The 12,285-nt window shown below is 68.2% G+C and carries 7 protein-coding genes and 1 tRNA gene; 5 read left to right on the forward strand and 3 right to left on the reverse strand.

The features are described 5' to 3' along the window. The first annotated feature begins 44 nt into the window (after positions 1-44). The 4 genes from CLU86_RS12950 (at position 45) to CLU86_RS12965 (ending at position 7,866) form a co-directional block, all read left to right on the forward strand. On the forward strand, positions 45-1,232 hold the full coding sequence (locus CLU86_RS12950; RefSeq protein ID WP_099656435.1) for a VWA domain-containing protein: 1,188 nt from the start codon (positions 45-47) through the stop codon (positions 1,230-1,232). Positions 1,233-1,379: 147 nt separating this feature from the next. Beyond that, positions 1,380-3,317, forward strand: a complete 1,938-nt coding sequence (locus tag CLU86_RS12955) for an autotransporter assembly complex family protein (protein WP_099741884.1) — start codon at positions 1,380-1,382, stop codon at positions 3,315-3,317. Next, on the forward strand, positions 3,317-7,750 hold the full coding sequence (locus tag CLU86_RS12960; RefSeq protein ID WP_099741885.1) for a translocation/assembly module TamB domain-containing protein: 4,434 nt from the start codon (positions 3,317-3,319) through the stop codon (positions 7,748-7,750). The genes CLU86_RS12955 and CLU86_RS12960 overlap by 1 nt, the downstream gene beginning before the upstream one ends. 41 nt (positions 7,751-7,791) lie before the next feature. Continuing rightward, positions 7,792-7,866 (forward strand) — tRNA-Arg (locus CLU86_RS12965). A gap of 256 nt (positions 7,867-8,122) precedes the next feature. Here CLU86_RS12965 and CLU86_RS12970 read toward each other — a convergent pair. Further along, positions 8,123-9,010, reverse strand: coding sequence for an EamA family transporter (locus CLU86_RS12970; RefSeq protein WP_099741886.1), 888 nt, complete (start codon positions 9,008-9,010; stop codon positions 8,123-8,125). Positions 9,011-9,096: 86 nt separating this feature from the next. Here CLU86_RS12970 and CLU86_RS12975 point away from each other — a divergent pair, with 86 nt between their 5' ends. Continuing rightward, positions 9,097-9,609 carry an Lrp/AsnC family transcriptional regulator gene (locus CLU86_RS12975; RefSeq protein WP_099741887.1) on the forward strand — a complete coding sequence of 171 codons (513 nt, stop codon included), beginning with the start codon at positions 9,097-9,099 and terminating at the stop codon, positions 9,607-9,609. 19 nt (positions 9,610-9,628) lie between these two features. Here CLU86_RS12975 and CLU86_RS12980 read toward each other — a convergent pair whose 3' ends face one another. Together CLU86_RS12980 and CLU86_RS12985 are read right to left on the reverse strand one after the other, a co-directional pair. Further along, complete coding sequence (locus tag CLU86_RS12980) at positions 9,629-10,621, reverse strand: 2-dehydropantoate 2-reductase (protein WP_099741888.1); 993 nt, start codon at positions 10,619-10,621, stop codon at positions 9,629-9,631. 281 nt (positions 10,622-10,902) lie between these two features. Next, entirely contained in the window at positions 10,903-12,228 is a 1,326-nt protein-coding gene (locus tag CLU86_RS12985; protein WP_233195280.1) for an ATP-binding protein, read from the reverse strand. Between the last annotated feature and the right edge of the window lie 57 nt (positions 12,229-12,285).

The raw sequence follows: 12,285 nt of genomic DNA on the forward strand, positions 1-12,285 counted from the left end.
AAGAGCAGCCACCGCTCTCTTAATCAGCGCTAGAGGCCAAAACCATGCTGATCGACTTCTTCTACACCCTGCGCGCAGCCAAGCTGCCCGTGTCCGTGAAGGAATACCTCACCCTGCTCGAAGCCCTGCAGGCGGGCGTGGTGGGCCCCAAGTCCGATGACGCATGGGCGCTGGACGACTTCTACAACCTCTCGCGCCTCACGCTGGTCAAGGACGAGAAGCACTACGACAAGTTCGACCGGGCCTTCGGCGCCTACTTCAAGGGCGTGGAGATGGTGGCCGACTTCACCAAGGAGATTCCGGCCGACTGGCTGCGCAAGATCCTGGAGAACGAGCTGACGCCCGAGCAAAAAGCCGCCATCGAGAAGATGGGCTGGGACGAGCTGATGGAGACGCTGAAGAAGCGCCTCGAGGAACAGAAGGAACGCCACGAGGGCGGCAGCAAGTGGATAGGCACGGGCGGCACCAGCCCGTTTGGCCACGGCGGCTACAACCCGCAGGGCGTGCGCATTGGCGGCGCGGGCAAGAACAAGAGCGCCGTGAAGGTGTGGGAGCAGCGCGCCTACAAGGACTACGACGACCAGCAGGAGCTGGGCACCCGCAACATCAAGGTCGCGCTGCGCCGCCTGCGCAAGTTTGCGCGCGAGGGGCACGAGCTCGAACTCGATTTGCCCGACACCATCCGCAGCACCGCAGCCAATGCGGGCTACCTGGACATCAAGATGGTGCCCGAGCGGCACAACAACGTGAAGGTGCTGCTGCTGATGGACGTGGGCGGCACCATGGACGAGCACATCCAGCGCGTGGAAGAGCTGTTCAGCGCCGTCAAGAGCGAGTTCAAGCACCTGGAGTTTTATTACTTCCACAACTGCGTGTACGACTTCATGTGGAAGAACAACCGCCGCCGCTTTGCCGAGAAGTTTCCGACCTGGGACATCATCCGCAAGTACAACAAGGACTACAAGCTGATCTTTGTGGGCGACGCGACCATGAGCCCGTACGAGATCCTGCAGCCCGGCGGCAGTGTGGAATACAACAACGAGGAGCCCGGTGCCGAGTGGCTCCAGCGCCTCACGCACGCCTTCCCAAAGTTCGCATGGATCAACCCCGAGCCGCAGGGCGTGTGGCAGTACCGCCAGAGCATCAGTATCATCCAGCAGCTCATCGGCAACCGCATGTTTCCGCTGTCGCTCAAGGGGCTGGAAGAGACCATGCGGCTGCTGTCCAAGTAGCCGCATAGCCCCGCCATGCGGCGCAATGCCGCTGGTGCTCACAGTCCCTGTCCTACAGAACTGCCGGGGTTTTCAGGGCATAGTGCCAGGCAGTTGCCTCCATACTCAGGCACTACTGCAACACGATTGCGGCATTGCACCCCTGACATGATTTTTTTCACGCCCGTTTCTGCTGCCAGCGCGCGCACCGTGCGCAAGGCACTGCCCCATTCAACGCCGGCCCCATGGTCGGCGTTGCTGCTTTGCGGCACGCTGGCGCTGCAAGGCTGCAGCCTGTGGCCACGCCAAGCCCCCACAGACGACGAGACCCACACCACCACCGACGCAGCCACAGCGGCAGCGCAGGCGACGTTCAGCCTGGACGTCAAAGCCCCTGACACGGTGCGCGAAACGCTGGAGCGCCACCTGGAGCTGCAACGCTTTCGCCAGTTGCCCGACCTGCAGGCCGAAGAGCTGCGCCGCCTGCTGCACGCCGCCGACGCCAATGTGCGCGAGCTGCTGGGCACCCTGGGTTACTTTGCCCCGGATATCACCATCAGCCTGCGCGAAGCCCCCGCCGACGCTGCGCCCCCGACACCGCCCTACGCAGTCACCATCACCGTGGAGCCTGGGCCCCAAACGCGCATTGCCAGTGCCGACATCCGCTTCACCGAAGGTGCAGAGACGGAGCCCGATGCCCGGGTGCGCCAGCTGGAGCGCGTGCAACGCAACTGGGCCCTGCCCGAGGGCAGCGCCTTCACGCAATCGGGCTGGTCCAGTGCCAAAAGCGCTGGCCTGCGCCAGCTGCAGGCGCGCCGCTACCCCAGCGCCAGCATCACCAACAGCCGCGCCGAGGTGGATGCGGACACGCAGCAAGCGGCCCTGTCCGTCACATACGACCCTGGCCCCGCCTACCGCTTCGGGCCGCTGAAAGTGCAGGGCAACGAACGCTATGACCCCGACGGCGCGCGCCGCCTGGCGCGGCTGCCCACCGGCACCGTGTATGACGAGGCCGAAATGCTGGACGCCCAGCAGCGCTTGGCCAGCAGCGGCTACTACGACGCGGTGTTTCTGACGCTGGACACCGACAGCCCCACCCCACAGGCCGCCCCGGTGATCGCCCAGGTGCGCGAGGCCAAACTGCAAAAGCTGGTGTTTGGTGTGGGCGTGTCCACCGACAGCGGGCCGCGCCTGTCCATCGACCACACGCACAACCAGTGGCCCACAGAGGGCTGGCGTGCCATCAACAAGCTCTCGCTCGACAAGAAGGCGCAGCAAATCGGCACCGGCTGGACCGCCCTGCCCGGCGAAAACGGCTGGCGCTGGTTCACCTCGGGCCTGGCGCAACGCCAGCAAACGGGCGACTACGACGTCAACAGCGTGGAAGTGCTGGGCGGGCGCAGCCAAAGCACCAAGAACATCGACCGCACCTACTACCTGCGCTACGACACTTCGCGCGCCCAGGGCCTCAATGCTCCGGCGGACAGCGCTGCCCTGAGCGTGAACTACGGCTGGACGGGCCGCTACTTCAACAGCAACACGGCCCCCACGCGCGGCTACGGCATTGCGGTGGAGCTGGGCGCGGGCGTCACGCTGCGGCCTGAGCGCAACCCCTTCACCCGCACGCTGGTGCGCTGGCAATCGTTCTTTCCCGCAGGGCGGGTCGAGGCGGGCGACGGCGTGGCCCGCAGCGCCCGCATTGCCGTGCGCACCGAAGTGGGCGCCGTGCTGGCACGCGACAGCGCCGAGATCCCCGTCGCCCAGCTATTCCTGACCGGGGGCGACACCACCGTGCGCGGCTACGGCTACCGCGCCATCGGTGCACGCACCGACAACAACCTGCTGTACGGCGGGCGCTACATGGGCGTGGCCAGCGTGGAGTGGCAACGCCCCATCGTCTACGGCGGCAACATGACCGACTGGGAAAGCACCCTGTTTGTGGACGCCGGTGCCGTGGCCGACCGCCTGGGCGACCTGGACCCGCGCGTGGGCGTGGGCACAGGCGTGCGCTGGCGCAGCCCCGTGGGGCCGCTGCAGGCCGACCTGGCCTGGGGCGTTCAATCGAAAAAGCTGCGGCTGCACTTGCGACTGGGGTTCACCTTCTGATGCAGACACCACAAGACACGTCCTCGCCCACACCGCACACCCCACCCACGCCAGCCGCAGGCCCAGCCCCAACGGGCCATCCGGCCCGCAAGGTGCTGCGCTGGCTGCTGTGGGCGCTGGCAGCCCTGTGCATCACCCTGGCCTGCGTGGCCGGGGCCGCCTGGTGGTGGGCCGGGCAGTCCACCTCACTGGCCACCGCCCTGACGCAAGTAGTCCAGTGGCTGCCCGCAGGCCAAAGCCTGCAAAGCCGCGACGTCACAGGCTCGCTGCGCAGCGGCGGCCGCGTGGGTTGGCTGCGCTGGAGCAGCCCGACCCTGGCAGTGGAAGTGACCGATGCCCAGCTGGGCTGGCAACTGCCGCCCCTGCTGCAGCGCCAGTTGCAGCTGAGCACCGTGAGCGCGGCGCGGGTGCACATCACGCCACTGCCACGCCCGGCCAACGAGCCACCGCCCGCCACCGCCCCCCTGGAGCAACTGCTGCTGCCCCTGGCGATGGAGGTTCCGTTTGAGATCGCACAACTGCAATGGGGCCAGGCCGAACAAGGCTCGGAGGACCAAGCAAGTACCGCAACCGCCACCGACAAGCCCAGTGCCTCCCCACTGCAGGTGCACGGGCTGGCAGGCCAGTACCGTTTTGACGGACAGGCGCACCACCTGCGCATTGACCACCTGGCGCTGGCGCAGGGCCAGTACACCGCGCAGGCCACCCTGCAAGGCGCAGCGCCCATGGCACTGCAAGCCTCGGTGGATGGCACCCTCACCACCGCCCTGCCCGGCCGCACCGAAGCATTCGCAGCCACCGCCCACGCCAGCCTGCAAGGCACGCTGGCCACAGCAGCCGCCCAATTGCAGTTGCAGGCGGATGTGCAGCCTGGCACCTCACTGGCAGGCACCAAGGCCCAAGCAGCCGCCATGCGCGCCAGCGTGCAGGCCACGGTGCAGCCCTGGGCAGCCCAGCCCGTTCAGCAAGCCCAGGCCACCCTGCAATCCGTGAACCTGGCCGCCCTGTGGCCCCAGGCCCCCGCCACCGATCTGCGGGGCACCCTGAGCCTGGGCACCACGGCGGGCAATGCCCCACAACCCGCCACCTGGCAACTGGCGGCCGATGTGACCAACCGCCAGCCCGGCCCGTGGGATGCACAGCGCCTGCCCCTGGCCCAACTGCAAGCCCAAGCCACCTACAACGGCACGCAGTGGGCAGTGCCCAACGCCACCGCCACCGTGGGCGCTGGCCCCAACGCGGGCAGCCTCAGTGTGCAAGGCCGCTTCACGCCCGCCAGCGGCGTGCTGGAGGGCGAGGCCCGTCTGAGCCACCTGTCGCCCGCCGCGCTACACACCGCGCTCGCAGCGGCACCGCTGTCAGGCAGCCTGCAGGCCAGCGTGCCGTCGCAGGCCACGCAGACCGTGCGCTTTGTGGCCGATGTGCGCGCCGCCCGCCCAGGCGCTACAGCGGGCAATGCTGCAGCCCTGCGCATCGATGCGTTCTCGGCCCAAGGCCAGTGGAATCCCCTGGACAACGGTGGCACTGCGCACATAGAGAAGCTGAACCTGCAAGCCCTGCAACTGCAGGCCCAAGCCACCGACCTGCGCATCAGCCGGGGCCCAGCTGCGGAGGCGGCTGCACAGACGACCACACCCAACCCCGCCCCCACGCTGGCAGCGCAAGGGCTGTTGAACGTGACCGTGCCCGGGACCGAGCTGCGCCTGCAAGGGCAAATGGCACCGCGCGCAGGCCAGGGCAATGGCCTGCTGCGCGTGAACGATGCGGAGCAAACCCTGCGCTGGTTGGGCCGCCTACCCTGGGTGGGCACCGCCGTGCAAAGCGCGCTGGGCATGGCATCGGCCAAAGGCCAGGCGCAGCTGCAATGGCAGTGGAATGGCGGCTGGCACACGCTGCAGCAACAACTGCAAGCCGCCACGCAGGGCACGGCCTGGCCCGCAGGCCAGCCTGCCTTTAGCGTGCAAGCCACGCTGAGCACCCCCCAGCTGGAGACGGTGCTGCCCGCAAGCTCGTCCAGCAACGTCGCCACATCCATCCAATGGCGGGCGGTGAAGGCCGAGCTGCAAGGGCAAATGACCCAAGCCAACCTGACAGTGGAAGGCGAGGCGCGCACCGGCACACAGCGCTGGTCGCTGCAAACCCGCCTGAGCGGCGGCCTCAGCGCCCCGGCGGCAGGCACTGGGGCGGGTGCTGCAGCAGGCTCCAGCACATGGCAAGCCCAGTGGAGCCATCTGCGCGCCCAGTGGCAAGACACGCGCCAGAGCGGCACCTGGGTGGCCCAGCTCACCGAGCCGTGGAGCGTGTCGTTGCGCAGCGGTGCCCCAGCGGCCAAACTGCTTCCCAAAGAACAGCCCCGCAAAGCCGCTGCCCACACACCTCAGGGCTGGGCCGTGCAAGCCACGGCCGGGCAAGCCCAGATCAAAGGTCCCCTGCCCGGCACCGTGCAACTGCGCTGGCAGCCCCTGCGCCTGACCACGGTGGCAGGCACCCTGCCCCGCGTGCAAACGCAGGGCACGCTACAGGGCCTGCCACTGGCCTGGGTGGATGCGCTGAGCACCGAGCAGGCCACCTCCCCGGCAACCGGCACCACACCCTCGCCCACCGCCCCCACCCTGGCCCCGCAACCTTTGCTGGCCCGGCTGGGCTTGGCCACGGACATCTTGCTGGAGGGGCAGTGGAACGTAGACACCACCGACACCCCACGCGCCAGCGCCAGCCTGCGGCGCACACAGGGCGATGTGCGCATTCTGGGCGGCGATGCATCCACCGGCGTGGTCAGCCACAGCAGTGGCCAGGGGCTGGGAGATGGCAGCGTGCAAGCGGCCACCGCCGCAGCCGCCGTCAGCACGGCGGGCGTGCGCCAGGCAGAGCTGTCGGTGCAACTGCAGGCCGACACCCTCAGCGCCCGCCTGCAATGGGCCAGTGCTCGCGCGGGCGAGATCGATGCCAGTGCCAACACCCGCATCCAATGGGATCAGGGTGAGCCCCCCTGGCCCGCCGACGCACCGCTGGCGGGCACCCTGCGCGCACGGCTGCCCGACGTAGGCGTGTGGTCGGCCCTGGCCCCCCCCGGCTGGCGCGTGCGCGGCACGCTGGACGCCAACGCCACCTTGTCTGGCACCCGCAATGCCCCGCGCTGGGCAGGCACCCTGGCCGCAGACGACCTGGCCGTGCGCTCCCTGCTGGACGGAGTAGACCTGCAAGGCGGCCGCCTGCGCGCCAACCTGCGCGGCAACCAGGTGGAATTGACCGAGTTCCAGCTGCAAGGCGGGCGCGGCAGCAAAGCCCGCATCACCGGCCAAAGCGGCAACCGCACAGCTGCCCCTGACGAGCGCGGCACGCTCTCGGCCACAGGCCGCCTGGCCTGGACCGATGCCGACCCGGCCACCAATGCAGCGCCCCGCATCAGCCTGAACCTGCAAGCCCAGGCCAAAGCGCTGCAGGTGCTCGTGCGTGCCGACCGGCAAGTCAGCGTCTCGGGCAACCTGCAAGCCACGCTAGAGCAAGGCCAGTTCAGCCTGACCGGCCAGCTCACCACCGACCGCGCCACCATCTTGCTGCCCGACGAATCCGCCCCCACGCTGGGCTCGGACGTGGTGGTGCGCTCTGCCGCGCGCGACAAGCAGGCCCAGGCCAGCGCGCAAGCCGCCGCCAAGGCCCAGCAAAAAGCCGAACAGCCCTCCCCCGGGCCCACGGGGCAGGTCACCGCCGCCAAGCCCCCGGTGATGGCCGTGACGCTGAACCTGGGCCGCGACTTTGCCCTGCAAGGCCACGGCATCACCACCCGGCTGACTGGCGAGGTGGAACTGCGCAGCAGCCCCACACCCGGCGCGCCCCCACGCGTGACGGGCGAGGTGCGCACCGAAGAAGGCCGCTACCGCGCCTGGGGCCAGGTGCTGGACGTGGAGACCGGCCTCATCCGCTTCAACGGCCCGTACAACAACCCCTCGCTCGACATCCTGGCGCTGCGCCCCAACATCAGCGTGCGCGCAGGCGTGCAGGTCACCGGCTCGGCACTGGCACCCCGCGTGCGCCTGTACTCAGACCCCGAACTGCCCGACGCCGAAAAGCTCGCCTGGGTAGTTCTCGGCCGCGACGCCACCGCAGGCGGTGCCGAAGCTGCTGTGCTGCAGCAAGCCGCCCTGACCCTGCTGGGCAACCGGGGCCAGTCGGTCACCGCCAACCTGGCCAGCCGCGTGGGCCTGGACGAGATCGGCTTCAAAAGCGCCGCAGCCGGCGAAGACGCCAGCGCCGCCGCCCTCACCTTCGGCAAACGCCTGTCCAAGGACTTGTACGTGACCTACGAACGTACCCTGTCCGGCACCATGGGCGCGCTGTACATCTTCTACGACCTCTCGCGCCGCCTCACCCTGCGCGGGCAAGCGGGCAGCAACAGTGCGGTGGATCTGATCTACACGATGAAGTACGACTGAGGGCGGAACTCACGGCCGAAGCCCATACAATCGCCGCCTGCCTCTTCGTAGTTCAATGGATAGAACGAGTGCCTCCTAAGCGCTAGATACAGGTTCGATTCCTGTCGAAGGGACCAGTCCTGCATCCGCCAGAGTCCACGCTCTGGCGGATTTTTTGTGGGTGGACGGGAGAGGCACGGGCCACAGCGCAACACCCCGAAAGCAGCCTCCCAGCTTATCCGCTGGCAGCGGTCACACTGAAATTGTCATAAAAACAAGCTCTAGCGCTTGCCCATGAAGCGCCAGCAGCTATCAAAAGGTGAGCGATCACCCCCTGGTAGGTCGCCGGTCCGATCCCACCGGGCCAGGCCTCGCTCGCAACGCCACCCGACATCACGCCGACTGAGGCTGCACCGCCACAGCAGCGGACTGGCGTGCGGTGGCCGCACTGCCCATCGACGCCGCCACAATGCACCCAATGGCGAGCCACTGCACCGCGCTCAGGTGCTCGCCCAGCAGCGGCAGTGCCAGCAGCGCGGCCACGGCGGGCTCCATGCTGATCATGATGCCGAAGGCCTCTTTGGGCAGGCGCTTGAGGGCCATCATTTCCAGCGAGATGGGGATGGCGCTGGAAATGGCCGCCACGCACAGGCCCACCAGCAGCACCGAGGGGGACAGCAGCGCAGCGCCTGCGTGCGCCACGCCCACGGGCACCACCACCATCGCGGCCACCAGCAGGCCCAGCGATACCGACTGCCCCGCGTGCAAATGCCCGGCCCGCTTGCCATAGATGATGTACAGCGCCCAGAACACGGCGGCACCCACCGAATACATCACCCCCACCGGGTCCAGCGTGCTGCCGCTCAGCCCCAAAGGCAGGAGCAAGCCCAGGCCCACCATGGCCAGTGCCACCCACACAAAGTCCACAGCGCGGCGCGATGACCAGATGGCCACGGCCAGCGGCCCGGCAAACTCGATGGCCACGGCCAGGCCAAATGGCAGGGTCTGGATGGACATATAGAACATGAGGTTCATGGCGCCCAGCGCAGCGCCATACAGGGCCACGGCCTTGGCATCGGCCCGCGACAGGCGCCAGCGCCAGGGGCGCCACAGCAGCAGCATCAACACCGCCGACAGGCCCACCCGCACTGCCGTGGTGCCCTGCGCGCCTACGGCCGGAAACAACACCTGCTTGGCCCACGAAGTGCCAAGCCCCAAGGCAGTGACGGAGCCCAGCACCGCAAGGAAGGGAAAGAAACGTTGAAGACGGGATGCAGTCATGCGCAAAAATGTAGTGCGTATGGCGCGTGCTTTTGGCTCTGTTTTGGGGCCTTGAACGCAACTTTCGCTCACTCCAGGGGCCTTGCATGACCACCACCGCTGCACTTGACCGCTTTGACCTTGCCATCCTCAACATCCTGCAGTCCGACAACACCACGCCCCAACGCGTGATAGCGCAGGCCGTGAACCTGTCGGCGCCGGCCGTGCAGCGGCGCATCCAGCGCCTGAAAGACAACGGCGTGATCCGCGCCAACGTGGCGGTGCTGGACCCGGTGAAGGTCGGCAAGCCACTGACCATCGTGCTGGAAGTGCACCTGGAAAACGAGCGCCCCGACCGCACCGCCCCGCTGCGCGAGCGCATTGCCGCCGAAGAGGCCGTGCAGCAGTGCTACAGCGTGACAGGCGAAGCAGACTACCTGCTGGTGGTGAACGTGGCCTCGATGGCCGACTACGAGGCGCTGACGCAGCGCCTGTTTGAGGGCGACGACAACGTGCGGCGGTTTCGGACCTCGGTGGCGCTAGGGTGCCTGAAAGCGGGGCTGCATGTGGCATTGGAGACAACGCCCGCTACGCCCGTAGGTCGGGTTAGCGCAGCGTAACCCGACAGGGACACCATACCTACACCCCCAACATTCGCCGCATTTCCAGCCCAGACAGCCGCAACCTCGGCCCGCCCAGCAACTCGCACATCCGCGCACTCAATGGCACAGCCATGCCCTGCTGGGCAGCCAAGCGCACCACGGCGCCGCACAGGGCGTCGATTTCTGTCACCCGCCCGGCCTCCAGGTCGTCCCACATGGATGAGCGGGCCGTGGCGTCGATCTGCAGCATGCGCCGGGCCACCCGGGTGAACAGCCAGTTGGGCAGGCGCAGCACGTGGGGCAACAGGGTGGGCGACACGGCCGTGAGCTGGGCGGGGGCGATGCCCGCCTGGGCCATCACGCGCAAAGCCTCGGTTTGCAGGGCGGCCAAGACACGGCGGCAGTCGCGGTCGAGCAGCTCCTCGCGCAACGGCAGGTTGGACAGCGCATTGACCGGGTTGTTCAGATTGAGCAGCAGCTTGCCCCACTGCACGGCGCGGATGTCTGGCGGCAGCACGGTGGCCAGGCCTGCGGCGTTGAAGACTGGGGCGATGCGCTCGGTGATGGCGTCGCGCTGCCACTGCATGGGGCCTGCGGTGGCGCGGTGCACATGGGCCCCGCGCAGCACCACGTTGTAGGGCACCATGCCTGCCAGTACCCTGAGGCGTGGCGCCACCTCAGCAATGCACGCCACGTTGTCCACGCCGTTTTGCAGCGAAATCACTGGGGTGCCTGGTGCGCAAGCCGTCGCCAGTTCGCGCGCGGCAGATGCCGTGGCGCCGCTTTTGACGCACAGCAGCACGATGCTGTCTGGGCCAGGCACGGCCTGCGCCAGCGTGGCCGCCTGGGGCAAGGCAGCGGCAGGCACGGTGTGGTCGAAGCCGTCCAGGTCGCTCACCCTCAGGCCCTGCTGGGCGATGGGCGCAAGTGCATGCGTGCGCCCCACCAAGCACACCGAATGACCGTGCGCCGCCAGACGACCGCCCACATAGCAACCGATGGCGCCTGCGCCGAGAACGATGAAGTGCATGGTGAGAGAACCTGAAATAGCGCGGGGCCTGCGTGCCGTGCAGGGCCCTGGTCAGCGCGGTGTGGGCATTGTGCGGGCCCAGCCGAGCGCCGTCTGGCGCCCAGGCGACGCTCGGCCATACCGGCATTCAAGTTTCAGAACCTGTCGAAGGTCTGTTTGCCCAAAGTGCCCTGGCTTTGACAGGCTCAGCCCGAACGGTTGGGTGGATGGGCAGGCTGAGACGGGTAGTCAATCAAGAATTATTGGCCTCCAGCGCTTATCCAGCAAGCGCCAGAAGCTATCTATTTAATAGCAAATTGCACAGACACCCTCAACCCGCCCAAGCGTTCAGACACGCCCAGCGCCACCGTAGCGCCGTGCCTTTGGGCGATGGCCTGCACGATGGCCAGGCCCAGGCCGCTGCCGGGAGCGCTGTCCGGGGTGCTGTCGGCCGTCACGCGCACAAAGCGCTGCATGGCGCGCTCGCGGTGCTCGGGCGCAATGCCGGGGCCGCTGTCTTCCACCGTCAGCACGGCCTGGCCGCCCTGTGCACGCACCTGCACATCCACCTGGCCGCCCGGCGGCGTGTATTTGATGGCGTTGTCGAGCAGGTTGCGCACCAGCATGCGCAGCGCCTCGGCGTTGCCGGGCAGCGGGGCGGGGTCTGACTCAAGCAGGCCCACGTCCATGCCCCGCGCCTGCGCAGCGGGGGCCACGTCGGCCAGCGCCAGTTGCGCCACCGCACGCAGGTCCACGGGTTCGGCGGGTGCGCTGCCAGATTCCTGGCGGGCCAGGGTCAGCAGTTGCTCCACCAGCCGGGTGGCCCGGTCAATGCCTGCGGACAAGCGCTCGGCGGCAGCGGAGCGGGCAGCGTCGTCACCTGCACGCTGCAGGCCTTGCAGTTGCAGGCGCAGCGCGGCCAGGGGCGATCGCAGCTCGTGCGCGGCATCGGCCACAAAGTGCTGCTGGGCCTCAAAGGCGCGCTGCACGCGCTCGAACAGCAGGTTCAGCTCGCCCACCAGCGGCTGCACTTCGTCGGGCAGGGCGGCGTCGTTCACGGGCGAGAGGTCATCGGCCTGCCGCCGTGCGAGCTGGCGGCGCACGCGCTCCACAGGGGCCAGAGACCGGCTCACGCCCCACCACACGGCCAGCACCAGCAGCGGCGCCATGATGGCCAGGGGCGCCAGCGTGCGCAGCGCCAGGCTGCGGGCCATGCCCTGGCGCGCGGCCATGTTCTGCGCCACCTGAATGACCTGCGAGCGCGTCTGCATCGAAAACACGCGGTAGGTGCCGCCCCGCGCCTTCACATCGGTAAAGCCCAGCACCGCGATTTGCGGCAGCGCCGCGCCCACGGCCGATTCAAAAATGCGCAGGCCCTCGTTGGTCCACACCTGCACGATGAATTCGTGGTTCTCGTCCTCCGGGTCCAGCCCCGGCCCCAGACCTTGCGCATCCACAGGCAGACCCGAGCGCAGGGCCAGCGCGGTTTGTTGCATGTGGTAGTCGAACAGGGCATCGGCCTCGGCCAGCGCCGCCCGATAAGCCAGCGCCCCCTGCACCGCCCCGGCCAACACGATGGCCGCGAGCAAGAACACCAGCAGCTGCATGCGCAGGGAGCGGGGGAGCATGGACTGCAGCGCGCTGCGCCAGGAGGTTGTGTGCACGTTCGTCATCTCAATCCACCC

Source organism: Acidovorax sp. 62 (assembly GCF_002754495.1).
Taxonomy (GTDB): domain Bacteria; phylum Pseudomonadota; class Gammaproteobacteria; order Burkholderiales; family Burkholderiaceae_C; genus Acidovorax.